Raw genomic sequence first — 26,107 nt, 5'->3', positions numbered from 1 at the left:
CGTGGAACGCATTCATTATGACAACCTGCAGGAGACGCTGTATTACGAGGTGATGGATAACGGGCTGCGCGTCTATGTGCTGCCAAAGCCCGGATTCCAGAAAACCTATGCGACCTTCGCTACCAAATACGGTTCGGTGGACAATCACTTCAAGGTGGAGGGAGCAGCTGAGGTTCGGGTGCCCGACGGGATCGCGCATTTTCTCGAGCACAAAATGTTCGAGGAGCCAGAGGGCGATATCTTTGCGAAATTTGCTTCCAACGGAGCTTCCGCCAACGCCTTCACCAGTTTTGACCAGACCGTGTACCTATTCTCCGCTACGGATCATATCCATGAAAACCTGGAAACCTTGATCGATTTCGTTCAGAACCCTTATTTTACGGACCAGAACGTCGAGAAGGAGAAGGGGATTATCGGCCAAGAAATCAATATGTACCAGGATAACCCGGATTGGCGCGTATATTTCGGGCTGATCGAGGCAATGTATAAGGTGCATCCCGTTCATATTGATATTGCCGGCACGGTGGAGTCCATCGGAACGATCACGAAGGAAGACCTGTACACCTGTTACAATGCATTCTATCATCCAAGCAATATGCTGCTGTTCGTGGTCGGCGGGGTGGACCCGGAAGAGACGATGAATTTGATCCGTTCCAACCAAGCGCGGAAATCTTATGATCAACAGGGCAAGATTGAGCGTATTTTCGATCCTGAGCCGACGGAGGTCGCCGAGAAGCGGCGCGAGAGCCGGCTTGCGGTATCGCTGCCGAAGTGCCTGTTCGGCTTCAAGGAGAAGGAGACGGGCTTGTCTGGTGAGGAGCAGCTGCGCCGGGATTTGACCACCAAGCTGATGATGGATCTTCTGTTCGGGGCGAGCACCGAGCTGTATCAGAAGCTGTATGAAGACGACCTGATCTCGGACAGCTTCGGGCACGAATACAACAGCTCGCCGGAGTATGCGTTCTCCGCGGTCGGCGGGGATACGAAGGATCCGGACGCCCTGCTTGCCCGCATCCGCGAAGAAGTCGATAAGCTGAAGGCCAGCGGATTCCGGGAGGATGATTTTGAGCGGGCCCGCAAGAAAAAAATGGGCGGTTACCTGCGCATGCTCAATTCCCCTGAGAACATTGCGCATGAATTTACACGTTATCAGTTCCGCGGTGCCGACCTGTTTAAAGTGCTGCCAGTCTATGAATCGATCACGCTTGAAGAAGTAAACCGCCGTCTTCAGGAGCATGTCGATTGGAATCAGCTGGCTGTTTCGATCGTGGTGAGTCCGTAGGTGATGACAGGCATGGGAAAGGAAATGAAGCCGATCGGGGAGATGACGGTGCTTATTACAGGCGCCAGCAGGGGAATCGGAGCGGCGATTGCCGAGCGCTTCGCGTCGGTTCGGATGAATGTGATCATCCACTATATGAATTCGCATGAAGCGGCCAATGAAGTGGCGAGGCGATGCCTTGAGCATGGCGCGCGGGTGCTGACGGTATCGGCCGACCTGCGCGACAAGGAGCAGATTTTGCGGATGAAAGAAAAGCTCCAGAGCCACGGCATGGAGCCTGATATTCTGGTCAACAATGCTGGGGTGTCCCACTATGGGCTGTTGTCCGACGTTACCGAAGCGGAGTGGGATTCCCTCATGTCGATTAATTTAAAAGGCATGTTCCTATGCACCCAGGCTTTCATGGATCGGATGATCTCCCAGCGGTTCGGGAGAATCATCAATGTGTCCTCCGTCTGGGGACTGTCCGGCGCCTCGTGCGAGGTGCTGTACTCCACAAGCAAAGGCGGCGTCAATGCGTTTACGAAGGCGCTGGCGAAGGAGCTAGCCCCTTCGGGCGTCACCGTTAATGCCGTTGCACCCGGCGCGGTGGATACGTCGATGCTGGAGCATTTGGCTTCCGATGAGATTCGGATGCTCGAAGATGAAATTCCGGCGGGCCGGTTGGCGCATCCGGATGAAATATCGTCGCTTGTATATTTTCTGGCGCTGCCCGAATCCGGATACATTACCGGTCAAGTGATCAGTCCGAACGGCGGATGGGTGACGTAGGCGGCAATCGTGGTGTAATTCACCACTCATAAGGGATTGATTACGGGGACATATTACTATTGGTTACTTCAATCTCAATTGCCACAAGCAAAAGGAGGATTTCATCATGTCATCCGTAATCAAGAACTTTGATTCCTGGAAGAAGTTCCTGGGCGAGCGTGTCGTGCAAGCCGAAAAAGCCGGTATGAACGAAGACACCATTTCACAGCTTGCGTACGAAATCGGCGACTTTCTCGACGAGAAGATCGACCCTCAGAATGCTTCCAACCGTGCAATTAAGGAATTGTGGGACGTAGGAAGTGAAGAAGAGCGCCGCGTGATCGCCCGTCTGATGGTGAAATTGGCCAAACACAACGCCTAATACGCTTGCAAAAAGCCCCCTTTACAAGGGGCTTTTTGTCAAGATAAAAGAATGTAATTTTCATGTCACCGTTAATACTTGCCTTTCATTTTTATTTTATATATCATTAACGTGACCCATTAATCATTTGACTCGTTTTTTGTGGAAAATACAGGGGAATTGTCGAATATAGATGGAAAAGAAGTGCAAAGAGGTGTCTTTGTGGAATCGAATCAGTGGTACATGGAGTATAAAATACATAAAAACCGGCCGGGCCTCCTTGGCGACATCGCCTCCGTGCTCGGTATGCTGGAAGTGAACATCCTGACGATCAACGGCGTGGAAGGCCGTACTCGCGGTATGCTCCTAGAGACCGATGATGAAGAAAAAATCATCCTCATGGGTAAAATGTTAAATAAGGTTGCGAATATTACGGTAACAGCCTTAAGACCTCCCAAGCTGGTGGATATTTTGGCTGTCCGGCATGGACGATACATTGACCGGGACTCGGACGATCGTAAAACATTTCGTTTTACGCGCGATGAGCTCGGTTTACTTGTTGACTTTTTGGGTGAAATGTTCAAAAGGGAAGGAAATCAGGTGGTGGGACTTCGGGGCATGCCGCGCGTCGGCAAAACGGAGTCTATTATTGCGGGCAGCGTCTGCGCCATGAAGCGCTGGACCTTCGTTTCGTCCACCCTGCTGCGGCAGACGATCCGCAGTCAGCTCTCCGAGGATGAAATGAACCCGAACAACGTGTTTATCATCGACGGAATCGTCAGCACGATCCGTTCGAATGAGCGTCATTACCAGCTGCTCCAGGACATTATGAGCATGGAGAGCACGAAGGTGATCGAGCATCCGGATATTTTCGTGCGCGAATCCGAATATTCCTATGATGATTTTGACATTATTATTGAATTGCGAAACAATCCGGACGAGGAAATCGTTTATGATACGTTCACAGGTTCTTATAGTGACGATTTATAATATGTTCTTCGGACTACATAGTATTCTAAGTAGGAGGTGATGGCATGTCCGAACTGGGACAGCAATTGAGGGAGGCGCGTCTGCAAAAAGGAATGAGCCTTGATGACGTGCAGGAAATGACAAAAATACGCAAACGATACTTGGAAGCCATCGAGGCAGGGGATTACAAAGTACTTCCCGGCAGTTTTTACGTGCGGGCATTCATCAAAACCTATGCGGAAGCCGTGGGCATCAACCCGGAGGAGCTGCTGGAAGGTCATAAACAGGATGTTCCGAAAACGGAAGCGGAGCCGACGATGGAGCCGGTGATCCAAAAACGCGCCAGCCGGCCTGCAGGCGAACGGAATATGAAATGGCTGCCGACCCTGTTGATGTGGACGTTTCCCATCCTGATCGTCGTGGTGATCTACCTGGTTGCGACCCATTCCAATAAATCGGATGCGCCTCCGGTCAGCCAGAATGACCAGACGCAGACGGATCAGGGCCAGCAACAGACGACCCAAACGCCGGGTGATGGCGATGGCGCCAAGGGCAGCGGGACGGCGACAGGCGAAACCGGCGGTGACACGAACGGCGAAGGGACGGATGGCACGGACGGTACGGATGCCGCTGACGGCACGGATACCGCTGACGGCACCGAAGGCACCGATAATACGGACAGCACCGATGGTACGGATGGAACGGGTACGGATAGTCCGGATGACGCGGTTCCAGGTCAAACGACGGTGACGCAGGATCGGACCGAAGGCAAAAACACCATCTTTAAGGTAACGGGATCTAATGTAAAGGTAGAGCTTGTGGCAGGCAGCAATGCCCAGAGCTGGGTTGAAGTATACCGTGGGAAAAATTCGTCCGGGGAGAAGCTGTTTTTCGGGATGCTGGAGAACGGCGCAGCGATCAGCTACGATCTCGACAGTCAGGGCATGTACGTAAAATCCGGCAACTCGACCGCAACAACGATTAAGGTAGGCGGGCAGACGGTGACCGACGGCAAGACGACGTCCCGCATCATTCTCGAGCCGGCCGAAGCCGCTACTGAATAATTGCCTTGCTTCGAGGAAATGATACTAACGGCATGTTTGGATAAAACATGCTGTTATTCACTTCCTGTTTATGAGGTGATGCGGTATGACGGTCAACTGGATCGTGTTCGGATTGGGTGTTATTGTCAGCCTCTTGGGATATTATTTAATTCCAGGCGACTGGGGATACGGCATATTAGGCTTTGGGCTGGCATTTGTCCTGCTCGGAATTCTGAGCATGTTCCGCCGTCCGATGCGTGAGCCGAAATCAAGACATTGACGATGGATGGGCTTCGTGTTCGCCGGGCCGGCGGACAACGGGGTCTTTTTCGTTCCCGAAAATGAAGGGCGCGCCGCCTGTATATGTCATTTACGGATTAGACTTGCGCCTTCGTTTTACCTATAATAGAAGCAGCATAATGCAAGGAGGAAGGATTCACCATGGCTTCGGAAAATTCATTTGATATCGTATCCAAGATGGATATGCAGGAACTGAACAACGCGGTTAATCAGGCTGAACGGGAAATCGAGAACCGTTTTGATTTCAAGGGAAGCAAGAGCAGCCTGAAGCTGGAGAAGGACGCCCTGATCATTACGTCCGACGATGAGTACAAGCTGAATGCGGTCATCGATATTCTGCAAACGAAGATGATCAAGCGCGGCTTGTCGATCAAGAACGTCGAGTACGGCAAAATCGAACCGGCTTCCATGGGAACGGTGAGACAGCGGCTGGCGCTGAAGCAGGGGATCGATCAGGAGAACGCCAAGAAGATCAATATCCTTATCCGGGATTCCAAGCTGAAGGTCAAGAGCCAGATTCAAGGAGACCAAATCCGGGTAACCGGAAAGAGCAAGGACGATCTTCAAGCGATCATGCAGCTGCTGCGCAAAGCGGATCTGCCGCTCGATTTGCAATTCACCAACTTCAAATAATCTATGGACGTTTCATCTGCATTCCTGCCGGCTTGCAGTTTGTCCTTTTGACAGGCTGCAATCGGAAAGATTATACTAAAAAACGATATATAAGAATTAACGTATACATAGATTACTGGGGGATGAATATGACGGAAAGCGTTCAGCGCTTCAGACCTTTTTGGCCCTTGGGAGGGGCGGCCTTGCCGCGAGTGATCCGCTCAGCCGTTTGTGGGGCTGCTGAAATTTCAAGACAACCCGATGCAAGGGAGGTTGCCCTATGAATTTACCCAACCGAATCACGCTTGCCCGTATATGCTTGATCCCTATCATGATGGTATTTTTGCTGGTGGATTTTGATTTTTACCCGGATCCGATTGTGTGGCACGGTTTCGAGCTCCCGTACAATCAGCTGATCGCGGCGCTGATCTTCATCCTTGCTGCAAGCACGGACGGGATTGACGGGTATTTGGCCAGGAAGAACAACATGGTAACGAACCTCGGAAAGCTGCTGGATCCGCTGGCAGACAAGCTGCTCGTGGCGGCTATTCTCATTTCCCTTGTGGAGATGGGCAAATGCGATTCTTGGATTGCGGTTGTCATTATCAGCAGGGAGTTTGCGGTTACCGGATTGCGCCAGATTGCGCTTCTTGACGGCGCGGTCGTCGCGGCCGGGCAGTCCGGCAAGATCAAAACCGTCATTCAGATTGTGGCGATTGTCGCGCTGCTGATTAACAACTTTCCGTTTGTGTTCCTCGGCATCCCATTCGATATCATTGCGATCTGGGCTGCTGCGGCCATTACGATTTATTCGGGAATCGAATACTTTGTCAAGAACAGGCATCTGCTTGACGGTGCAGGAGCATAACAGCAATAGGAGCAATCCTATTGCTTTTTTCTTCCGCGCTCCATTGTTATCACCGTTTGAGCCATATCGAGACCAAACATAAAAGAGTACAGGAGGGGCTATTATCGTATGAAAGCAGAGATCATTGCAGTCGGAACGGAATTGCTGCTGGGGCAGATTGTAAACACCAATGCCCAGTACTTATCCAGAGAGCTTGCAGCCATGGGCATCGACGTATATTACCAAACCGTAGTCGGGGACAACATGGAGCGATTGAAGGAAGCGCTCCGCCTGTCGAGCAGCAGAGCGGACATCGTCATCCTATCGGGCGGGCTCGGTCCTACCCAGGACGACCTGACGAAGGATGCGCTGGCTTCGCTGCTGAACCGGTCGCTGCATATCGACAGGATGGCCATGGACCGCATTGAGCGTTTCTTCCAGGACCGGGGCGTCGTTATGACCGAGAACAACCGCCGCCAGGCGATTGCCATCGAAGGGGGAACGCCGCTGCCGAACGAAACCGGGCTGGCCGTTGGCAATGCGATCACGCAGGACGGGACGCATTACATCGTATTGCCGGGACCGCCGAAGGAATTGATCCCGATGTTCGAGCAGCAAGCCAAGCCTTGGCTGCTCCAGCATGTGCTGACGGATGAGCTTCCGATCTACTCCAAGATGCTGAAGTTTGCCGGAATCGGGGAATCTGCCTTGGATGAGAGGCTTTCGGACCTGATCACCGAGCAGACCGACCCGACGATCGCGCTGTATGCGAAGGACGGTGAGGTGACCGTCCGCATATCCACCAAGGCTGCAAGCGAGTCCGAAGCGATGGTCCGCCTTGATGAGCTGCAAGAGCGGATTCGCGAGCGCGGCCCCGAATTCATGTACGCCAGCGAGGATGTGCCGATCGAGAAGGTGATTGTCGACACGATGGCAGACCGGGGATTGACGCTGAGCGCGGCGGAGAGCTGCACGGGCGGTCTGGTGGCGGAAAGCTTGACCTCCGTACCTGGCAGCGCGACGATGTTCCTTGGAGGGATCGTTTCCTACACGAATGAAATGAAGCGAAAGCTTGTGCATATCCCGCAAGCGTTGCTGGAAGGCGATGATGCGCCCGGCGCAGTGAGCAGGGAGGTCGCTCAGGCCCTCGCGGAGAATGTCCGGCTGATCACCGACAGCGATTTCGGACTGTCCGTTACCGGCGTAGCCGGCCCCGGTTATGCCGAACGCAAGCCGGTGGGGCTTGTATACATCGGATTGTCCCAGCGCGGAAGAGAGACCGAGGTGCACGAGCTTAATCTTCAAGGCAACCGGGAGACGATCCGTTTGCGCGCGACGAAGGCGCTGCTGTACCGCTTATGGCGGCGGCTTGTCTCGGAGGGATCGGAGCAGGCGTAGCAGGAGCCCCATCTTCGTGAATGAATGCGGAGCTGCATGACATAATAATAGTAAATCTTTTACATTGTTCTTGAACTGGAGAATCGATCCAGGTATAATCGGAAGTACGGAAGAACCGTGGCATATCGAAGGATGATGCCGCGGTTTTGCTTGTTTATGGAGACTGCCCGGAATTGAGCAGGGAAGGGGGAGGGTCAAAAAAAACGAATGTATGTTCGAAAAAAAGCTTGGCAAACGTGTCAAAACAAGGTATGATTAGACTATCAACAGTGAAGGGTTGTGGAACAATTGTCAGATCGTCGTGCTGCGCTTGAAATGGCGCTTCGTCAGATAGAGAAACAGTTCGGAAAAGGTTCCATCATGAAATTGGGTGAGTCCACCCATATGCAGGTAGAGATTGTGCCTAGCGGATCGCTGGCATTGGATATAGCACTTGGAACCGGCGGATTGCCTAGAGGCCGGATTATTGAAGTATATGGACCGGAATCCTCCGGTAAAACAACTGTAGCGCTCCATGCGATTGCTGAGGTTCAGAAGACTGGCGGACAAGCTGCGTTTATCGATGCCGAGCACGCACTGGATCCGTCCTATGCGAGCAAATTGGGCGTTAACATCGATGAACTCCTGCTTTCCCAGCCGGATACGGGTGAGCAAGCGCTTGAAATTGCTGAAGCTTTGGTGCGCAGCGGTGCAGTCGATATCATTGTTATCGACTCGGTCGCAGCGCTTGTGCCGAAGGCCGAGATTGAAGGCGACATGGGTGACTCCCATGTGGGTCTGCAGGCTCGTCTGATGTCCCAGGCTCTGCGTAAACTGTCCGGCGCGATCAACAAGTCCAAAACGATTGCCATCTTTATTAACCAGCTTCGTGAGAAGGTCGGCGTTATGTTCGGTAACCCTGAGACGACACCGGGTGGCCGTGCCCTGAAGTTCTACTCCACCGTCCGTTTGGATGTACGCCGTGTAGAGAGCATTAAGATGGGGAATGACGTCGTAGGTAACCGCACACGGATTAAAGTGGTTAAGAACAAAGTTGCGCCTCCGTTTAAACAAGCCGAGCTTGACATTATGTACGGTGAAGGCATCTCCAGAGAGGGAAGCCTGATCGATATCGGTACTGAGCTTGATATTGTGGATAAGAGCGGTGCTTGGTATTCCTTTGGCGGGGATCGTCTTGGCCAGGGACGTGAGAATGCGAAGCAGTTCCTGAAGGAGCATCCGGAAGTGGCGAATGTGATCGAGAACAAAATCCGGGAAGCAAGCAACTTGACCACGGTTGTTCCTGAGCCGAGCGCAAGCGAGAAGGAGCAAGAGGAGCTGGAAGAGCAAGATCTATTTAAAGTGGAATAATGCCCAGCTATTTCTGATAGTGCTAGGACCGTCCGGTGTTGAGAAGAACGCCTGGACGGTCCTCTTTGCATTATCATGATGCGGGATCCTAATAGTCATCCATGGTACGGAGTAGGTAAACGCTATAGAGCGATAAGGAGAAGCTATGAGTGATAATCGTGAAATAACCGAAGAAGCTCCTTCGGGAATCGAGCATTTTCCGGATCAGGAGGAGCTGGTGATCACGTCTGTGGAGAAGCTGCGAAAGCCTAAAGGACGTTATAAGATATCGTTCGGTCCTTATGGGATGACGGTTCATGAAGACGTGATGCTGAAATACCGTATGCTGAAGGGGAGCATCTTCCGTAAGGAGGAGCTTCAGGATATCGTAGTCGCGGATGAAAGGCAGCGGGCCTATGTGGAGGCACTGAATTATCTGTCAAGGAAGCCCCGAGCATCGCAGGAAATCGTGCAGCGCCTGCAGCAGAAGGGAGTGGATCCGGATAGCATAGAGGTGACGCTCCGGCGGCTTGAGGCGGAGAAGCTGATCGACGACGCATTATATGCGAGAATGTGGGCGGAGCAGCGGATGACAGGGCATAAGAAGGGCCGTCTGTGGGTAAAGCAGGAGCTGAGGCAGAAAGGGATCCGGACCGATCTGATTACGGAGGCGCTGAGCGAGGTAAGTGCCGAGGAGGAGCTGGAAAGCGCACTTGTGGTTGCAAGAAAGAAATGGCAGCAGACGAAGGGCGAGCTGCTGGATCGCAAGCGGAAGACTGGAGCCTATTTGATGCGGCGCGGCTTTAGCGGGGAACAGGCGAGGCAGGCGCTAAGGCGTCTGATGGAAGAGGATCAGGAATATAGAGCTGACGACCAGGAACTGGAAGAATTTGAATGAAATGAACGAAAAGCGCTAATGTCTGCATAGATATTGGCACTTGTGACTGAAACTGACGTTTACCCATTGCTTTCCCTTGACAATATCTTTTTATAAATAATAAAATAAACATGAATCTTTTTTTAAATTAGCATCCTTTTTCCTTCCAAAAAAGTGACTACTTTGTGAAAGATTCATTTTATCACCAATTCATAGTGAAATGAATTCCGCTGGATTCAAGCGGAATATGCGGGCAAAGAGATGCACGCAGCATGGACGGCAGGCAACTGCCGGAATTTTATGTATGAATGAGTAACTGACAATTGCACATTTCCCAAGGAATGCCTTGGAGGAACCAACGAGGAGGTGATCAGATGCTTGAGACATGGATCTGGATCATAATCGTTCTCGTTGTAGCCGCTATATTCTTTGGGTTCGGTTATTTTATTCGCAAATCCCTTGCAGAAGCTAAAATTTCGAGTGCCGAGCACGCCGCTTTGCAGATTGTTGAAAGTGCAAAGAAGGAAGCCGAGGCATTGAAGAAAGAAACGGTTCTTGAGGCTAAGGACGAAGTCCATAGAATCAGAGCCGAAGCTGAAAAAGACACTCGTGAGCGCCGTAACGAAATACAACGGCAGGAGCGCAGATTGTTGCAAAAGGAAGAGTCGCTGGATAAAAAAATAGAATCTTTGGAACGTAAAGAAGAACAGGTGGCGAACAAAGAGAAACGAATTGAAGAGACCCAGCAGCAAATCGATGCGATTTACAAGAAGCAAACAACGGAACTGGAGCGCATCTCCAATCTGACGATGGAGGATGCTCGCAGCATTATTCTCAGCAATGTCGAGCAGGAGGTTCGTCACGAAACCGCTCAGATGATCAAAGAGATCGAGCAGCAGGCGAAGGAAGAGGCCGACAAGAAGTCACGCGAGATCATTACGCTGGCGATTCAGCGCTGTGCGGCTGATCATGTGGCTGAAACGACGGTATCTGTAGTTACGCTGCCGAACGAAGAGATGAAGGGCCGGATCATCGGACGTGAAGGCCGGAATATCCGTGCGCTTGAGACCCTCACAGGGATTGACCTTATTATCGATGATACGCCGGAAGCTGTTATATTGTCCGGATTTGATCCAATTCGCCGCGAGATTGCGCGAACAGCGCTCGAGAAGCTGGTGGCGGACGGACGGATTCATCCGGCTCGTATCGAGGAAATGGTGGAGAAATCCCGTAAGGAAGTTGACGAACGCATCCGCGAATACGGAGAACAAGCAACCTTTGAGGTTGGCGTACACGGTCTGCACCCGGATTTGATCAAAATTTTGGGACGACTGAAATTCCGTACAAGCTATGGGCAAAACGTGCTGAAGCATTCCATGGAAGTCGCCTATTTGGCTGGTCTGATGGCTGGCGAATTGGGCGAAGACATCGTTCTTGCGAAGCGAGCAGGACTGTTGCATGACATCGGTAAAGCGCTGGATCATGAAGTGGAAGGTTCACACGTTGAAATTGGCGTGGAGCTGGCGAAGAAGTACAAGGAACATCCGGTGGTTATCAACAGTATTGCCTCTCACCACGGGGATTGCGAAGCAACTTCCGTGATTGCGATGCTGGTAGGTGCTGCTGACGCATTGTCCGCGGCCAGACCGGGAGCACGCAGAGAGACGCTGGAGACGTATATTAGACGCCTTGAGAAGCTCGAAGAAATTTCCGAATCGTTTGAAGGCGTGGAGAAATCCTACGCGATTCAAGCGGGCCGTGAAGTTCGCGTCATGGTTCAACCTGACAAGATCGACGATGCCGAAGCATTCCGCTTGGCACGCGACATCACTAAGACGATTGAGAATGAACTGGATTACCCAGGTCATATCAAGGTCACCGTGATCCGGGAAACCCGAGCGGTGGATTACGCGAAATAATGCATCGAATTTAGAAAGTGGCCGCTATAACGGCCACTTTTTATCTTTACAGAAGAAATGAACGTAATGAGATCGGAAGCCTATATTCAAGTATTGCAGAAGCTTCCTGTTAGAGGAGTGATTGACATCAACGTCTTATTTATCGGAGATATCGTTGGCAGCACGGGGCGAAAAGCGTTGAAAGCATCCCTGCCGGAACTAAAGTCGAAATACAGTCCGCATATCATCATTGCCAATGGCGAGAATGCGGCGTCAGGGCGGGGGATCACCTCGGCCATCGCAAACGAGTTTTTCAATTGGGGCATTCACGGCATTACGATGGGCAACCATACGTGGGACAACAAGGACATTTTTGAATTCATTGACGATGAGCCGCGAATGGTTCGGCCGGCGAATTTTCCGCCGGGAACCCCGGGGCAAGGGTATACGGTAATCAAAGCCAACGGCAAGCAGCTGGCGATCGTGAACCTTCAAGGCCGAACGTTTCTGCCGGCGATCGACTGCCCCTTCCGGGCGGCCGATGACATCGTGGACGAGCTCCGTCAGAAGGTGAAGTGCATTCTTGTCGATTTTCACGCCGAAGCTACTTCGGAGAAAATAGCCATGGGCTGGCATATGGACGGACGTGCTTCCATGGTCGTCGGTACCCACACGCATGTACAGAGCAATGATGACACCATTTTGCCTGGTGGAACGGCTTATATCACCGATACCGGTATGGTCGGCTCCAAAGAAGGAATCCTCGGCATGCAGCGCGAGGCGGTGCTGTATAAATTCAAAACCCAGCTTCCTGCCCGCTTCCAGGTCGATGAAGGGAAATGGCAGTTCCATGCCGTCTTCGCCGAGCTGGACGAAACGAGCGGCAAAGCGCGCCGGATTGAAAAAATCCGCATGTATGAAGATGAATGGCGAATGGATTAAAAGCGGTGAAATCCGTTTAATGAAAAATAGGAACGAATGGCAAAAAGCAGGAATTTTTTCCCCTCTCACGAATAACATCTAGTAAGCGGAAGCAAACCATCACTCAACATTCCCAGGGGAGGTACTTACCATGGAAGTATTAAAAGTTTCAGCAAAATCCAATCCCAATTCGGTTGCAGGGGCGCTAGCTGGAGTTCTTCGGGAACGTGGGGGAGCAGAGCTGCAGGCTATAGGGGCGGGAGCACTGAACCAGGCCATTAAAGCTGTTGCGATAGCCCGGGGATTTGTAGCACCGAGCGGGGTGGATCTGATCTGTATCCCTGCTTTTACGGATATTGTGATTGATGGCGAAGACCGAACGGCAATTAAATTAATTGTGGAGCCTAGATAGAGTTTAAAGTGAGGTATAGCCTGTTTACCCTTTTTTCGAGTAAGCAGGCTTTTTGCTATGACCAAGCCCTGAAGGGAGAGGCCTGAGCTGTTATGCAGACGGTTGATTTTCACTGTGACGCCTTAAGCAAATTATGGGAGGATTCGAGCGCCTCCTTTAAGAACGATCCGAAGCTGGATGTCAGCCTGGAGCGAATGATTCAGGGTCACGTTGATCTGCAGGTGTTTGCTGTATTCTTATCGGAACAGTACGGCCGGCCGTCGTTTGAACGGGTGCTTGCGCAGATTGAAGTGTTTCGAAGACGCCTTGCGGATCCAGGATTCGTGAAGCCGCTGCTCTGGAAGGAGCAGGTTCAGGCGATTAGGGAAGGGAGCGGGAAGGACCGCTATGGCCTGCTGTCGCTCGAGGGCGTTGACGGGCTGGAAGGGAATCTCCACTATGTGAGGCTGTGTTATGAACTGGGCGTGCGCTGCATGGGGATAACCTGGAATTATGCCAATTGGGCGGCGGATGGAGCGATGGAGTCCCGAAACGGCGGTTTTACGGAGCGGGGCCGTGAGCTGATAAGGCTGTGCAATGAGATCGGAATGGTGCTGGACGTGTCTCATTTGTCCGAGGCCGGCTTCTGGGAGCTGATGGAGCTGACGAGCCGACCCGTCATCGCTTCCCATTCGAACGTCTATACCATCTGTCCGCATCCGCGTAATTTACGGGACGATCAGATACGAGCGCTTGTTGCCTTGGACGGGCGAATTGGAATAACGTTCGTGCCATGGTTCATACGGAGCGATGGGCAGGGAGTGAAGCCGGAGGATCTGCTTCCGCATATTGAGAAGATTTGCGAGCTTGGCGGAGCAAAGCATTTGATGTTCGGCTCGGATTTCGACGGGATTGACCGGTGGGTTGAAAGACTGGCGCATCCTGGGCACTATCCAGACCTGCAGGAGCTTTTGCTGAAATATTACCCGGAAGATGAGGTGCGGGGATGGATGTCGGGCCATGCGCTTCGTTTCCTGGAGGGCAACCTGCCATCGAAAGCGGAAGATAAGTCGTGATTTAAAAAGCAGCATCAATGCCGGTCCATTTGATAAAACTTTGACAATCTTGTAGCAACCATGCAAATCCATGCGAAGCGGGGGCCGTAAACGAGCGGCTCCCTTTTTATTTTTGGGTAATAGAGAGTATAATAGACAATGGCATGTACAGCATATAGAGAAAACAAGGAGTGAGTCAGATGAGTAAAACTGTACCTGTGGGTGTATCCGCCCGCCATATTCATTTAACCCAGGAGCATATCGAGGCATTGTTCGGCCCTGGATATCAATTGACCGAAATGAAGCCATTGTCCCAGCCAGGACAATTCGCAGCGAATGAAACGGTTGCTGTAATTGGTACGAAGGGACAATTCGATAAAGTGAGAATTTTGGGACCTGCCCGTCCTGCGACCCAGCTTGAAATTTCGCGCACCGATTCCTTTGCGATCGGCGTGAAGGCTCCAGTCCGCGAATCCGGCAACATCGCCGGCACGCCGGGCATTACGATTAAGGGCCCTGCCGGAGAAGTCACTGTCGACGAAGGGGTTATCGTTGCAGCCCGTCATATTCACTTCCATACCTCCGATGCGGAAAAATGGGGGATCAAGGATAAAGATATGCTGAAGGTTCGCCTTGGCGGAGAGCGCGGATTGGTTCTGGAAAATGTCATCGCCCGCGTATCCGACAACTATGCGCTGGATATGCACATCGACACGGATGAAGCGAACGCAGCCGGTGCTAAAACAGGCGATACGGCCGAGATTATAGACTAAATCATACTGTGATAAAGAATAAGCCTGAATCGATGGGAGTCGATTCGGGCTTTTTTAACGTTCGCCGTCCACATTTACGGATATTCCGGTGGTAGCTTCGCTATAAAGATCATGATATAATTTAAAACAGTGCCTATTGAAGTCGTGTTCCGCATTAGCGGCTGCTCGCTCCGCCATTTTCGAAAGAGCGGGCAGCCAAGGCTGCTTGCGCGAACAGGCTATGATACTGCAGGATGAAATTTGAAACCAGAGATATAGCGGATCTAAGGAGTGACCTAGCATGTCCAAGGAAAGTAAGGACTACTCCAAGTACTTTGATTTTTCAGGCGCGAAGATTCTCTCGGAAGACGAGCATGGCAAGAGAATCCGGATTAACGGCCGGGAAATCAATATTCTATCGGAGCCTAATCATAGACAGGAAAAACAGCGCGGCAAAGAGAGCGTGCAGGTATTGTACGATACGGCGCTGCCGGAAGAGTTCAAGCAGCTTGGCGCGGGCAAGCATTACATCGTCTATACTTACGGCTGCCAAATGAACGAGCACGATTCGGAGACGATCAAGGGACTGCTCGAGCAAATGGGGTATCAGTCGACGGAAGACCGTAAAGAGGCGGACATCATTCTGCTCAACACCTGCGCAATCCGGGAGAATGCGGAGGATAAAGTGTTCGGCGAGCTCGGCCATTTGAAGCATCTGAAGACCGAGAAGCCGGATATGCTGCTTGGCGTGTGCGGCTGCATGTCGCAGGAAGAAGCAGTCGTGAACCGAATTCTTCAGAAGCATGGCTTCGTGGATCTCATCTTTGGCACGCACAATATTCACCGTCTGCCGCATTTGATTCAAGAAGCGTTGTTCAGCAAGGAAATGGTCGTTGAGGTATGGTCGAAGGAAGGCGATATCGTCGAGAACCTTCCGAAGAAGCGGGAAGGACTGCGCGGCTGGGTTAACATTATGTACGGCTGTGACAAATTCTGTACATACTGCATTGTTCCATATACGCGCGGGAAGGAGCGCAGCCGCCGACCGGAGGACGTGATCGCCGAGGTGCGTGAGCTCGCCCGCCAAGGCTATAAGGAGATTACGCTGCTTGGTCAGAACGTGAATGCCTACGGCAAGGATTTCACCGATATCGAATACCGCTTCGGCGATTTGATGGACGATATCCGGAAAATCAATATCCCCCGCGTCCGGTTTACGACGTCCCACCCGAGAGACTTCGACGATCATCTGATCGAGGTGCTTGCCAAGGGCGGCAACCTGGTGGAGCATATCCATCTGCCTGTGCAGTCGGGCAGCTCGCAGGTGCTGAAGCGGATGAGCCGTAAATATACGCGCGAGAGCTACTTGGAGCTCGTTCGGAAGATTAAACAGGCTATCCCTGATGTCGTTCTAACGACGGATATCATCGTAGGCTTCCCTGGGGAGACGGATGAGCAGTTCGAGGAAACCTTATCGCTCGTACGCGAGGTGGGGTATGACTCGGCATTTACCTTCATTTACTCTCCGCGTGAAGGCACGCCGGCAGCCGTCATGGAAGATAACGTTCCAATGGAGGTTAAGAGCCAAAGGCTGCAGCGCTTAAATGAGGTTATTAATGAGTTCAGCCGCAAGAGTAATGACCAGCTGCTTGGAGCCACCGTGGAGGTGCTCGTGGAAGGAATCAGCAAAAATAACGATTCCGTGCTGTCCGGACGGACGCGGAGCAACAAGCTGGTCCATTTCGAAGGCTCCCCTGACCTGATTGGGAGCTTCGTTCAAGTGAAAGTGACCGATACGAAGACCTGGTATATTAAAGGCGATCTAATCGCTGATCCGGTTCCGGCCTCTGATGCTGTATAAGTAATCATGTTACTGTCGATCGCCCGGTTTTCTTACAGGAAAGACAAAATTGGGTTTATATAGATGACTAAGAATTGGAGCGATGAACCTTGGCACACGAACATGGTCGTACGAACACTTATGGTATGAAGACCTATAATACAAGAGAGCTAATTATTCGAGACGATATTTTGGCTAAAGCCGGAGAATTGGCCGAGCTGATCTCCACCAGCGAGGAAGTGCAGGTGTTCAAGAAAGCGGAGGAGAAAATCCGCAATCACGAGCGCGTTCAAAGCTTGATCAAGACAATCAAGAAGAAGCAGAAGGAAATTGTAGCATTTGAAACCTTCCAGAACAAGGAAATGGTTGCTAAAATCGAACGCGAGATCGAGGAGCTGCAGGAGGAGATAGACAGCATTCCGCTGGTCGCGGAATTCCAGCAAAGCCAAAGCGATATCAACTACCTGCTTCAGCTGGTCGTGTCGGTCATTCATGACACCGTATCGGAAAAGGTAAATGTGGAAACCGGGAAAGACACGCCGCCAAGCAGCTGCGGATAAACCATTGAGGGTGCGGATATGAACTCCGCACCTTTTATACGTTAAAGAATCGAAAATGCAGCAATTGGGGCATAGTAATCCATATCTGCAATTCCTGGCAAGGAAATCCTTGACATCATTTTTATATATGTCATAATGAAATTATCAAATTAATATTATGGTGATGGATATGACGGATCATGAACAGGCGCCAAGCAGCAGTGCCAAGAAGTACAGAACGCCGGACGGTGTGCCTGCCGACATCGTGATGTTTACGTTGACGAAGCGGGAGCGCAAGACCTTCACCAAGACCCTCCCGATTCGGGAGCTGAAGGTCATGCTCATTCGCCGCAGATCCTGGCCGTGCGCCGGGATGTGGGCACTGCCCGGAGGTTTTTGCCGGGAGAGCGAGTCCATTTACGATGCTGCCAAGAGAGAACTGAAAGAGGAAACAGGCGTGGACGGCGGCCATCTGGAGTATTTGGGCGTCTACAGCGCACCGGGGCGCGATCCCCGCGGCTGGATTATCAGCCATGCGTTCTATGCGCTGGTGGAGGAATGGATGCTGGAGCACCGGCAAGCAGCCGATGATGCGGAAGAAGTCGGACTGTTTACGATCAACGAGGCGTTGGAGGAGCTCGAGCTTGCCTTTGATCACCGGGATATCATCATGGATGCTTACCGGAAGATTCAGCAGCAGATGCTGCAGACGACGATCGCCCGGCAGTTTCTGCCCGAATTTTTTACGCTGAGCGAGCTGTACCAGGTGATACAGACGGTTGTGCCTGAGTTTAAGGAGCCGAATTTCATCCGCAAAATTACGTCGACCCGCAGCCGGCAGGGGATTTTGGAAGAGGTACGGGACGATAGCGGCAAGCCGCTAAGCTCCAACCAGTATTCCCAGCGGCCGGCGCAGTTGTATCGCTTCACGGATCATGTACCGTTGTTGTCGATTTATACGTAGGATTAAAGAAGCAGGTGCAGGTGTATTTATTCAATGTCATCATTCTGTAGAGGAGTGTGTCATGATGAAGGCTTTGATCGTGATAGATTTCACGAATGATTTCGTGGACGGCAGCTTGCCGGTAGGAGCTCCCGCCATAGACATTCAAGGAACGATTGCCAAGCTGACGAAGCAGTACTGCGAACGGGGAGACTTTGTAGTGATGGCTGTTGATCTTCATGAAGAGAAGGATCCACACCATCCGGAGACAAAGCTGTTCCCGCCCCATAACATCCGCGGCACCCGCGGGCGTGACCTGTATGGGGAGCTGCAGGAGGTTTATGAGGGTTATAAGGATCGCATTTATTGGATGGATAAAACGCGGTACAGCGCCTTTTGCGGTACGAATCTGAATCAGAAACTGCGGGAGCGTGGTATTACCGAGGTGCATTTGATCGGGGTTTGCACTGATATTTGCGTACTGCATACGGCAGTGGATGCTTATAATTTCGGATACGCGATTACCGTTTATGAGGATGCGGTGGCAAGCTTTAATCCGCAGGGGCATGAGTGGGCGTTAGGTCATTTTAAAGGCAGTCTCGGAGCGGCAGTCGTACGAAGCGACGCTAAATAATGGACGGCGACATTTTCCCGTCACGGGATAGCCGGGTATTACTTGGAGGATGATGGTTATGCAGACAGCAGGATTGGCACTTCACACGGACAAATATCAGATTAACATGATGTATGCCCATTGGATCAACGGTTCCCACCGAACCCGTGCGGTCTTTGAAGCGTATTTCCGCAAGCTGCCGTTCGGGAACGGCTATGCGGTATTTGCCGGATTGGAACGTATCGTGAACTACATCGAGTCCTTGCGTTTTTCGGAAGAAGATATCGCTTATCTGGCTAAACAAGAGGAGAACTATAAGCCGGAATTTCTGGATGAGCTGCGCAGCTTCCGGTTTCGCGGAAGCATTCATTCCATGCCCGAAGGTGCGCTTGTGTTCCCGAATGAGCCGCTGATCCGGGTGGAGGGCACCATCTTCGAAACGCAGCTTGTGGAAACGGCAATCTTGAACTTCATGAACTTCCAGACCTTGATCGCAACAAAGGCTTCACGGATTCGTCAGGTTGCCGGCAACGACATCCTGCTGGAGTTCGGCACACGTCGTGCCCAAGAGCTGGACGCGGCCGTTTGGGGCGCACGCGCAGCGTATTTGGCAGGATTCCATGCAACGTCCAACATGCTTGCCGGGGAGAAATTCGGCATTCCGACGAAAGGCACCCATGCCCATTCCTGGGTACAGACCTTCCGGAGCGAGCAGGAGGCCTTCGACATCTTCGCCCAAGTGATGCCCGATCAAGTCACGCTGCTGGTCGATACGTTCGATACGCTCAAGAGCGGAATCCCGCATGCGATCGCCACGGCCAAGAAACTGGAAGCCCAAGGGAAACGGATGAATGCGATCCGCCTAGATAGCGGCGACCTGGCATATCTGTCGATTCAGGCCCGTAAAATGCTGGATGAAGCCGGGCTGTCGTATGTAGGGATCGTCGCATCCAACGATTTGGATGAAGGGACGATTATGGATTTGAAAGCGCAGGGAGCCAAGGTGGATACTTGGGGGGTAGGAACCCAGCTTATCACTGCAGCGGACCAGCCCGCGCTCGGGGGCGTATATAAGCTTGTCGAGCGGGAGGTTGACGGCAAGATGGTGCCGACCATCAAAATCTCCGGCAATCCCGAGAAGGTTTCGACCCCTGGCAAGAAGGACGTGTACCGGATTATTTCCCGGGGAAGCGGGAAAGCAATCGCCGATTATATTTGCTTTCCGGATGAGCCGATGCCGCCGGAGAGCGGCAAGCTGAAGCTGTTCAATCCGCTTCATCCTTACATGCGCAAAAATGTGCGGAATTTTGATGCGATCCCGATGCTTACGGAGATCTTTAAGGACGGCGAGCTCGTCTACGAGCTGCCGAAGCTGGAGGAGATCCGCAGCTTTCATAATGCACAGCTGGATCAGTTCTGGCCTGAGTATTTGCGGAAGCTGAACCCGGAGATTTATCGGGTGAATCTGAGTGAAGAGGTCTGGGATGTCAAGCAGCGGATGATGGCTGAGTTTATGGAGCATGATGAATAACATTTGCGGATATGATAATGACGCTCCCTTCGAAGCACTGCTTCTGAGGGAGCGTCTTTTTCATGCCCCCCGCGCACATTCGCTCTAAAAACTTCAAAGGTAATCCACTAAAAGTTATTTGTTAACCGGCTTTTTTCATCCAGGATAAAGCGGTTATCAGGCTATTTCTCGGGAAAGCGCAGGAATCGCCATCGTCCGTGAGTTTATACATGTCTTCGACAATTTGGATTCACTTGCGGCAGGCAAGAAACCGGGAAACGTTAATGATATGAATGAAATAAATCATGGTGCGATGACAGGTTTTTCGATTACGATGCAGAAGGGAAAAAAGGTATACGCGTTTAAGTCTTTAGGAAGCAAGGGGGAGCGAGCCCGGGTCCACCCTCGAAAGCGGATGTACCATGTTCTCGGGCAAGAATCAGGAGAAGGAGCGATATACAGATGAACACGAATCTGCAGTTTCAGGCCTTTGTCCTCCGTCAGGACGATCAAGGCGGGGTACAAAGTGCTGTAGAAAGCTTAAGGCTGGATCAACTGCCGGAGGGAGATGTGCTCGTGCAGGTGAGCCACAGCGGCGTGAATTATAAGGATGGGCTGGCCAGCATCCCGAACAGCTCGATCGTCCGCAGGTATCCCTTTATTCCGGGAATCGACCTGGCCGGAACGGTCGTTGAATCTACGCATCCCGGCTTCAAGCCGGGGGATGGGGTGCTGTGCACGGGGTATGAGCTCGGCGTTTCGCATGAGGGCGGCTTCAGCCAGTATGCCAGGGTCAAAGGGGACTGGCTGCTTCATCTACCGGACGGACTGTCTCCGAGGGATGCCATGGCGATCGGAACGGCCGGCTTTACAGCGGCGTTGTCGATTGCTGCCTTGATCCGGAACGGCTTGTCGAATGATCAAGGTCCTGTGCTGGTGACCGGTGCCACTGGCGGGGTAGGAAGCTTCGCCGTATCCATCCTTAGCCGGCTTGGCTACAGCGTGACAGCATCAACGGGTAAGACCAGCCATGCCGAGTGGTTAAAGCGGCTTGGCGCAGAGGATGTCCTGTCGCGGGAAGAGACGGCAGCCGATTCCGGAAAAGCGTTGTCGAGCCAAAAATGGGCGGCTGTCGTGGATCCGGTCGGAGGAAGCCAGCTCGGCTCGCTGCTCAAGAGCGTCCGGTACGGCGGCAGCATTGCCGTGTCCGGCATGACGGGCGGCGGGGCATTTGAAACGACCGTCTTTCCGTTCATCCTGCGCGGGATCAACCTGCTTGGGATCGATTCGGTATTTTGTCCGCTGGATGTACGAACCTCGATTTGGGAAAAGCTTGCGGACGAGTGGAAGCCTGAAACCGTCCTTGCCGAAGGCATTACGGAATACGGCTTGACCGATTTGCCGGGGCTGCTGCAGACCATACTGGCAGGAGAAGCGGTCGGAAGGAGCGTCGTTCGATTATAATGGCGGCCGGCCGCATAATGTTGCTCATCCGCAGGCATCCTATGGGAAGGAAGCCTTTGACCTAATGAAAGGGTGAGTGAACATGATGGTCCAACGATATGTTGCCGCGCTTATCATCTGTATGATTTTATCGATGACACTTGGCTGCTCCAAGCAGGTCGCGAAGGAAGAAGCACGCTTGTACAGCATGCAGGCCTATGAAGAAGGGTCGAGGGAAGCAAGGAATGCGGGGCGCGGCCGAAACGGCAGATTGCTTGAAGATCTTCAAGCCGCTTTCAGCCAAGAGCATATCCGGCTGACCAACGAAACGTTTACTGAAGATGACATCGGCAACCTGACGTATCAATATCGAATCAACAATGATGCCAGTCAGTTTATTACGGTATATATTTATCAGAGCCCGGAAGCCAGACGAAAAGGGATGGACGAAATCTACGGTGCACAAGAGGGGGATGTCAACGTAGGAGGGGGCCATAACCTGATCTACAGCGACAAGGAGACATCGATCGTTTATACGTCCACAGGAGATAAGACCGATAACTACTACAGCCTGTTCAAAAAAATAGCGCCTCAATTGCTTAATGAGCATGACGGTCGTGCAGGCAGTTAATAAATGTCCTGAACCGCGAGGGGCATCCTTAAGGTCCGAAATTGGACGCTGGGATGCCCCTTGCTATGTCCTTAACGCGTGCTTCGCTTGTTCTTTAGCCCAGAATCTTAGAGGAAAGCATGACGGAAGCTTTCATTGCGTTAAGGGCTATAAACCGCTCGTATCAGCGTTTGGGCTCGTGCTTGATTAATTCCTGCTTAATATGCGTCAGCTCCGGCAGCAGCAAGCGATTCATCGCCAGCTTTACGGCGCCGGTGGAACCAGGCATCGAGAATACGGCCGTATTTTGGATCGTCCCGCCAATCGCACGGCTCAAGATGGCAGCGGTTCCGATGTCCTCGGCAAAGCTGAGGTAACGGAAAATTTCCCCGAAGCCGGGAAGCTCCTTCTCCAGCATAGAGGAGACGGCTTCATAGGTCGTATCCCGGCTGGAAATGCCCGTCCCTCCCGTTAGGAGTACGATATCGATATCCGGCCGGCTAACGCCCGTACGTACGGTCTCCCGGATCTGCTCATAATCGTCCTTGACGATCGTGTATGCAGCGATCCGATGTCCCGCCTCTTCCAGGAGGCGGATCATCAGCTGTCCGCTCTTGTCATTGTCTGTGGTCCGGGTATCCGAGACGGTGACAACCATGCACTGCACGATGGCAGGAGCTTGCTCTTTATGCTCTTGAATTGAGTTCATGTTATCACTACTCCTCTTATTGATGTAAGCGGCGGCGAAGCTTGCGATCGATCACCGAAATGTAGTACACTCGCTAGCATAATGATAAGTTGATCAAGAAGGAGTACATATTCGTGGAACATGTGACACCCATATATATTTTATCAGGTTTTCTTGGCAGCGGGAAAACAACCTTGCTATCACGTATGATCGCCTACTGGAAGGCTCAGGGCTTGCGGCCTGCGATCGTTATGAATGAGATCGGGGAAGTGAATATCGATGGTCTGATCGCCGGGGAAAATGTGCCGACAGCCGAGATGCTGAGCGGCTGCATTTGCTGCTCCATCCGCGCTGATCTGACATCGGAGATCGCCATGCTTGTCCAGAACGAGAAGCCGGATGTCATCGTGATCGAGGCGACGGGCATCGCCAATCCGATGGAAATTTTGGATGCGGTAGCCGAGGCTTCCCTCTACATGCGAATGGACGTAAAAAAGCTGATAACCGTTGTGGATACCGCTCATCTGCTCCACCTCAGCGTCGAGCAAAAAGGGAAGACGTACCGCTTGATGCAGGAGCAGATTCGCTCGGCCTCCGTGCTCTTGTTAAATAAAACGGATCGGGTGAGCGCGGCGGAGAAGGATGCGATGGAGCGATTCGTGCACCGCTGGAACCCGTACGCGCCGATTTTGCCGACCGAACGCTGCGACGTGAATCTGGATGAGCTCCTAGGCAGCCTTCCGGACCACGAGAATCATCCGGTGATGCCGCGGCATTCAGCCGAGCAAGAAGCGGATGAACCGCAGGGCAGGGCCGTACCTGAAGGGGTCGAGGATCAAATTCAGCCGGAATCGAGTCACGCCGAGCATTCCCACCATTCCCATGATCATGTGATGTCTTATACATATTACTTCAGCCGCCCTGTCAACAGTGAGGAATTCGAGAACTTCATAGCGGGGCTTCCACGGGATGTGTACCGTGCCAAGGGGGTACTGACCTTCAGCGATACGAACAGCCGATTCCTGTTCCAGTATGCATTTCGCGAATCGGATTTCATGAAGATCACGCCTCAAGGTCGTGTTCCAGATGTCGTGGTGTTTATCGGGGAGCATTTCAACAAGTCCGTGCTGCAAGCGCAGCTTGAAGCGCTCGAAGGAAAGCGTACATCCGTCTAGGAACGGCAGGCGCAGATCAATCGTGCCCCTGCCTCGCGTGACGCAGCGCGTGATTCAACCGGTGTTCGGCAGTTTAATACAAGGGCATAGCGTTATAATTACAAGGAGGATATATCCATGATCAATGAACTCAAGTATAAAGAATGCATCGAAGCATGTCTCCAATGTATGAACGCTTGCAACGTCTGTTATGTATCCTGCCTGAAAGAATACGAGCTCGCGATGCTGCGGGATTGTATCGCGCTGGATCGCGAATGTGCCGATATTTGCGCCTTTGCCGCACAGGCAATGTCACGCAACAGCCCCTTCGTTAAGGAAATATGCGAGCTGTGCATCCAAGCATGTCTGGCATGCGCCGAAGAATGCGAGAAGCATGATCATGACCACTGCCGGCAATGTGCCGAGGCATGCCGCCGCTGTGCGGACGTATGCCGCGAGATGGTCGGCCAACTTTAAGTCAAAGACCATGTTAATTTCCCGAAAGCCCAATCTTCTGATATCGAAGATCGGGCTTTTTGATTTCATGGAATGATAAGACAGCAACATTTTCTCATCCCGCTGATTTTTTTGTTTCATCGGATCGAAATATAGTGTATAAAAGATGAAGGTCTGCCAATTTTCAAATATTTAGGAGGTACAGGCAGACGTTAACAATTTAGGTCGAAGGGAAGAGGTTAGGAAGATGAATCGCAAGGGATGGCTGGCTTTGCTGCTGTCTGTCCTGCTCGTGCTGGCAGGCTGCAGCGGAGGTGGCAAAACGCCGACAGGGGAGCAAACCGATGCTCCCAAGGAAGAAACCAAGCAGGAGGACCCGGTATCGCCTGGAACGGGCGAACAGGCAGAGACGGCTTCCGGCGAAGAAAATGAAGGGGGAGAGCCGTCTGATGCCGAGGTAGCAGGCGGTTCAGAGACAGCGGATGCGGAGGTTGTCGCTGACGCAGAAATTGTAGAGGGCGTAAGCGCAGATGGCGATGTTACACTGCATCCGAATATATGGATCAAAGGGGATGTTCAGGTAGAGGACAGTCAGGTGATTGTTGAAGGAACCAGCAATCTTCCGGCGGGCATTGAAATTAATGGGGAAATTACGGCTAGAGGGTATACGATGTTCGGTTATAAGGATGATGCCCTTACTGAGAATGACGGCAGCTACCGGCTTGAAATCAAGCGGCCGGATATTACGAAGGACCCGCTGGATCTCACGGTGAATATTCAGCCGGAGGATCTGTCCGAGCCGATTCAGAAGATTCTCGGCACGAAGGGCGAGCTTCTGACCGGTCCGTATGTGCACCAATATGTTTCCGGCGACGATGAAATCTATTATGAAATCCGTGCGGCGGCGCGTATCAAGCCCGGAGCTGAACAGGCACAGCTGGAGGAGCCAGCCGGAGAAAAGCCGGACGATCAAGGCAATCCCGAGGTATGGATCAAGCCTTTGATTACCCTGGATGACAGAAATTATTATGTCAGCGGGGAGAGCAATCTACTGGAAGGCACGGAGGTACAGCTCGATATCGATATTCCGGGCAAAATACATACCGGTTATTTCGATCGCAGCCAGGTCGGCCCCGATGGCCGTTTCTTGCTGCAGATCGCAAAGCCGAAAAATGTCGGCGAGTTCTATATGATGATCCGGGTCAAGCCGGATGAGGATATGTGGCCGACGGTCAAAGAGGCTTACGGCGAGCATGGCGAGAAATTGAAAGGCAAGCATGTGAAGTCGGAGGTTGGCGACTCCGGCAATGTAAAGTATGTTGAAGTCAAAGTCAAGGTCAACGGAAAGCAAGACACTTCCGGGAAATAAAGCAGCAGTTATCATATTGGTCATTCAGGAAGCCCGGAGTATCAAACTTGTTTTGATGCTCCGGGCTTTTTTGTTCTTTCCGAAGAAACATGCCCACACGTTTAGGATTGGCAGAAGAGGGCAATATAAGGGATGCTTTACGACTCGACCCCATACC

At 52.1% G+C, this 26,107-nt stretch carries 27 protein-coding genes; 26 read left to right on the top strand and 1 reads right to left on the bottom strand.

The features are described from left to right. Position 1: 1 nt before the first annotated feature. The 23 genes from yfmH to NST08_RS18560 all read left to right on the top strand — a co-directional run bounded on the left by yfmH (position 2) and on the right by NST08_RS18560 (position 22,304). Positions 2-1,282 carry an EF-P 5-aminopentanol modification-associated protein YfmH gene (yfmH, locus tag NST08_RS18670; RefSeq protein ID WP_007128686.1) on the top strand — a complete coding sequence of 427 codons (1,281 nt, stop codon included), beginning with the start codon at positions 2-4 and terminating at the stop codon, positions 1,280-1,282. Between the two features lie 3 nt (positions 1,283-1,285). Beyond that, positions 1,286-2,053, top strand: a complete 768-nt coding sequence (ymfI, locus tag NST08_RS18665; protein WP_007128685.1) for an elongation factor P 5-aminopentanone reductase — start codon at positions 1,286-1,288, stop codon at positions 2,051-2,053. Positions 2,054-2,159: 106 nt separating this feature from the next. Then, positions 2,160-2,414: a DUF3243 domain-containing protein gene (locus tag NST08_RS18660; protein ID WP_007128684.1), complete on the top strand. Its 255-nt coding sequence runs from the start codon at positions 2,160-2,162 to the stop codon at positions 2,412-2,414. A gap of 201 nt (positions 2,415-2,615) precedes the next feature. Next, positions 2,616-3,383: a DUF3388 domain-containing protein gene (locus NST08_RS18655; protein ID WP_007128683.1), complete on the top strand. Its 768-nt coding sequence runs from the start codon at positions 2,616-2,618 to the stop codon at positions 3,381-3,383. Positions 3,384-3,427: 44 nt separating this feature from the next. Continuing rightward, a complete protein-coding gene (locus NST08_RS18650) occupies positions 3,428-4,426 on the top strand; it encodes a RodZ domain-containing protein (protein WP_007128682.1) in 999 nt (332 codons plus the stop codon). Between the two features lie 85 nt (positions 4,427-4,511). Continuing rightward, positions 4,512-4,685, top strand: coding sequence for a hypothetical protein (locus NST08_RS18645; RefSeq protein ID WP_007128681.1), 174 nt, complete (start codon positions 4,512-4,514; stop codon positions 4,683-4,685). A gap of 161 nt (positions 4,686-4,846) precedes the next feature. Further along, a complete protein-coding gene (locus NST08_RS18640; protein ID WP_007128680.1) occupies positions 4,847-5,338 on the top strand; it encodes a YajQ family cyclic di-GMP-binding protein in 492 nt (163 codons plus the stop codon). Between the two features lie 259 nt (positions 5,339-5,597). Continuing rightward, entirely contained in the window at positions 5,598-6,185 is a 588-nt protein-coding gene (pgsA, locus tag NST08_RS18635; RefSeq protein ID WP_007128679.1) for a CDP-diacylglycerol--glycerol-3-phosphate 3-phosphatidyltransferase, read from the top strand. Positions 6,186-6,293: 108 nt separating this feature from the next. Next, positions 6,294-7,562, top strand: a complete 1,269-nt coding sequence (locus NST08_RS18630; RefSeq protein ID WP_007128678.1) for a competence/damage-inducible protein A — start codon at positions 6,294-6,296, stop codon at positions 7,560-7,562. Positions 7,563-7,850: 288 nt separating this feature from the next. Beyond that, positions 7,851-8,912, top strand: coding sequence for a recombinase RecA (recA, locus tag NST08_RS18625; RefSeq protein WP_007128677.1), 1,062 nt, complete (start codon positions 7,851-7,853; stop codon positions 8,910-8,912). A gap of 145 nt (positions 8,913-9,057) precedes the next feature. After that, complete coding sequence (locus NST08_RS18620) at positions 9,058-9,789, top strand: regulatory protein RecX (protein ID WP_341342148.1); 732 nt, start codon at positions 9,058-9,060, stop codon at positions 9,787-9,789. A gap of 353 nt (positions 9,790-10,142) precedes the next feature. Beyond that, positions 10,143-11,687: a ribonuclease Y gene (rny, locus tag NST08_RS18615; RefSeq protein WP_144866402.1), complete on the top strand. Its 1,545-nt coding sequence runs from the start codon at positions 10,143-10,145 to the stop codon at positions 11,685-11,687. Between the two features lie 66 nt (positions 11,688-11,753). Continuing rightward, positions 11,754-12,608 (top strand): TIGR00282 family metallophosphoesterase, encoded by an 855-nt coding sequence (locus tag NST08_RS18610; RefSeq protein WP_341342147.1) that lies wholly within the window; start codon positions 11,754-11,756, stop codon positions 12,606-12,608. Positions 12,609-12,738: 130 nt separating this feature from the next. After that, complete coding sequence (locus NST08_RS18605) at positions 12,739-12,999, top strand: stage V sporulation protein S (protein ID WP_006211249.1); 261 nt, start codon at positions 12,739-12,741, stop codon at positions 12,997-12,999. Positions 13,000-13,091: 92 nt separating this feature from the next. Continuing rightward, entirely contained in the window at positions 13,092-14,054 is a 963-nt protein-coding gene (locus tag NST08_RS18600; RefSeq protein WP_341342146.1) for a dipeptidase, read from the top strand. A 179-nt stretch (positions 14,055-14,233) separates the two neighbouring features. Beyond that, on the top strand, positions 14,234-14,806 hold the full coding sequence (pduL, locus tag NST08_RS18595) for a phosphate propanoyltransferase (protein ID WP_007128672.1): 573 nt from the start codon (positions 14,234-14,236) through the stop codon (positions 14,804-14,806). Positions 14,807-15,086: 280 nt separating this feature from the next. Next, a complete protein-coding gene (miaB, locus tag NST08_RS18590) occupies positions 15,087-16,646 on the top strand; it encodes a tRNA (N6-isopentenyl adenosine(37)-C2)-methylthiotransferase MiaB (protein ID WP_341342145.1) in 1,560 nt (519 codons plus the stop codon). Between the two features lie 89 nt (positions 16,647-16,735). After that, complete coding sequence (locus NST08_RS18585; RefSeq protein ID WP_144866406.1) at positions 16,736-17,185, top strand: YlbF family regulator; 450 nt, start codon at positions 16,736-16,738, stop codon at positions 17,183-17,185. Between the two features lie 157 nt (positions 17,186-17,342). Beyond that, positions 17,343-18,128, top strand: a complete 786-nt coding sequence (locus NST08_RS18580) for an NUDIX domain-containing protein (RefSeq protein WP_007128669.1) — start codon at positions 17,343-17,345, stop codon at positions 18,126-18,128. Positions 18,129-18,192: 64 nt separating this feature from the next. Then, entirely contained in the window at positions 18,193-18,741 is a 549-nt protein-coding gene (locus tag NST08_RS18575) for a cysteine hydrolase family protein (protein ID WP_341342640.1), read from the top strand. A 58-nt stretch (positions 18,742-18,799) separates the two neighbouring features. Beyond that, complete coding sequence (locus NST08_RS18570) at positions 18,800-20,251, top strand: nicotinate phosphoribosyltransferase (RefSeq protein ID WP_341342144.1); 1,452 nt, start codon at positions 18,800-18,802, stop codon at positions 20,249-20,251. A gap of 441 nt (positions 20,252-20,692) precedes the next feature. Then, entirely contained in the window at positions 20,693-21,694 is a 1,002-nt protein-coding gene (locus NST08_RS18565; RefSeq protein ID WP_028405578.1) for an acrylyl-CoA reductase family protein, read from the top strand. A gap of 82 nt (positions 21,695-21,776) precedes the next feature. Continuing rightward, positions 21,777-22,304, top strand: a complete 528-nt coding sequence (locus NST08_RS18560; protein WP_028405577.1) for a hypothetical protein — start codon at positions 21,777-21,779, stop codon at positions 22,302-22,304. A gap of 163 nt (positions 22,305-22,467) precedes the next feature. Here the strand turns inward: NST08_RS18560 and NST08_RS18555 are convergent, their stop codons facing one another. Further along, positions 22,468-22,992, bottom strand: coding sequence for a MogA/MoaB family molybdenum cofactor biosynthesis protein (locus NST08_RS18555; protein WP_028405576.1), 525 nt, complete (start codon positions 22,990-22,992; stop codon positions 22,468-22,470). A gap of 113 nt (positions 22,993-23,105) precedes the next feature. Here NST08_RS18555 and NST08_RS18550 point away from each other — a divergent pair, with 113 nt between their 5' ends. The 3 genes from NST08_RS18550 to NST08_RS18540 all read left to right on the top strand — a co-directional run bounded on the left by NST08_RS18550 (position 23,106) and on the right by NST08_RS18540 (position 25,950). After that, complete coding sequence (locus tag NST08_RS18550; RefSeq protein ID WP_341342143.1) at positions 23,106-24,146, top strand: CobW family GTP-binding protein; 1,041 nt, start codon at positions 23,106-23,108, stop codon at positions 24,144-24,146. Between the two features lie 117 nt (positions 24,147-24,263). Beyond that, a complete protein-coding gene (locus NST08_RS18545) occupies positions 24,264-24,602 on the top strand; it encodes a four-helix bundle copper-binding protein (protein WP_007128662.1) in 339 nt (112 codons plus the stop codon). Positions 24,603-24,828: 226 nt separating this feature from the next. Continuing rightward, entirely contained in the window at positions 24,829-25,950 is a 1,122-nt protein-coding gene (locus tag NST08_RS18540) for a hypothetical protein (protein WP_341342142.1), read from the top strand. Positions 25,951-26,107: the final 157 nt, after the last annotated feature.

Origin of the sequence: Paenibacillus sp. FSL K6-1566 (assembly GCF_038050475.1) — a bacterium.
GTDB classification, from domain to species: Bacteria; Bacillota; Bacilli; order Paenibacillales; family Paenibacillaceae; genus Paenibacillus_AQ; species Paenibacillus_AQ lactis.
Note: the sequence above shows the minus strand (reverse complement) of the source record. Positions and strands in the feature narration are given on the sequence as shown.

Coding starts and splice junctions, on each gene's coding strand:
- NST08_RS18570 (WP_341342144.1), top strand. CDS start 18,800: ATGCAGACAGCAGGATTGGCACTTCACACGGACAAATATCAGATTAAC.
- miaB (WP_341342145.1), top strand. CDS start 15,087: ATGTCCAAGGAAAGTAAGGACTACTCCAAGTACTTTGATTTTTCAGGC.
- NST08_RS18560 (WP_028405577.1), top strand. CDS start 21,777: ATGATGGTCCAACGATATGTTGCCGCGCTTATCATCTGTATGATTTTA.
- NST08_RS18640 (WP_007128680.1), top strand. CDS start 4,847: ATGGCTTCGGAAAATTCATTTGATATCGTATCCAAGATGGATATGCAG.
- NST08_RS18600 (WP_341342146.1), top strand. CDS start 13,092: ATGCAGACGGTTGATTTTCACTGTGACGCCTTAAGCAAATTATGGGAG.
- NST08_RS18630 (WP_007128678.1), top strand. CDS start 6,294: ATGAAAGCAGAGATCATTGCAGTCGGAACGGAATTGCTGCTGGGGCAG.
- pduL (WP_007128672.1), top strand. CDS start 14,234: ATGAGTAAAACTGTACCTGTGGGTGTATCCGCCCGCCATATTCATTTA.
- NST08_RS18540 (WP_341342142.1), top strand. CDS start 24,829: ATGAATCGCAAGGGATGGCTGGCTTTGCTGCTGTCTGTCCTGCTCGTG.
- pgsA (WP_007128679.1), top strand. CDS start 5,598: ATGAATTTACCCAACCGAATCACGCTTGCCCGTATATGCTTGATCCCT.
- NST08_RS18660 (WP_007128684.1), top strand. CDS start 2,160: ATGTCATCCGTAATCAAGAACTTTGATTCCTGGAAGAAGTTCCTGGGC.
- NST08_RS18650 (WP_007128682.1), top strand. CDS start 3,428: ATGTCCGAACTGGGACAGCAATTGAGGGAGGCGCGTCTGCAAAAAGGA.
- NST08_RS18555 (WP_028405576.1), bottom strand. CDS start 22,992: ATGAACTCAATTCAAGAGCATAAAGAGCAAGCTCCTGCCATCGTGCAG.
- NST08_RS18565 (WP_028405578.1), top strand. CDS start 20,693: ATGAACACGAATCTGCAGTTTCAGGCCTTTGTCCTCCGTCAGGACGAT.
- NST08_RS18610 (WP_341342147.1), top strand. CDS start 11,754: ATGAGATCGGAAGCCTATATTCAAGTATTGCAGAAGCTTCCTGTTAGA.
- rny (WP_144866402.1), top strand. CDS start 10,143: ATGCTTGAGACATGGATCTGGATCATAATCGTTCTCGTTGTAGCCGCT.
- ymfI (WP_007128685.1), top strand. CDS start 1,286: ATGACAGGCATGGGAAAGGAAATGAAGCCGATCGGGGAGATGACGGTG.
- NST08_RS18580 (WP_007128669.1), top strand. CDS start 17,343: ATGGTGATGGATATGACGGATCATGAACAGGCGCCAAGCAGCAGTGCC.
- NST08_RS18575 (WP_341342640.1), top strand. CDS start 18,193: ATGAAGGCTTTGATCGTGATAGATTTCACGAATGATTTCGTGGACGGC.
- NST08_RS18645 (WP_007128681.1), top strand. CDS start 4,512: ATGACGGTCAACTGGATCGTGTTCGGATTGGGTGTTATTGTCAGCCTC.
- NST08_RS18605 (WP_006211249.1), top strand. CDS start 12,739: ATGGAAGTATTAAAAGTTTCAGCAAAATCCAATCCCAATTCGGTTGCA.
- NST08_RS18620 (WP_341342148.1), top strand. CDS start 9,058: ATGAGTGATAATCGTGAAATAACCGAAGAAGCTCCTTCGGGAATCGAG.
- NST08_RS18545 (WP_007128662.1), top strand. CDS start 24,264: ATGATCAATGAACTCAAGTATAAAGAATGCATCGAAGCATGTCTCCAA.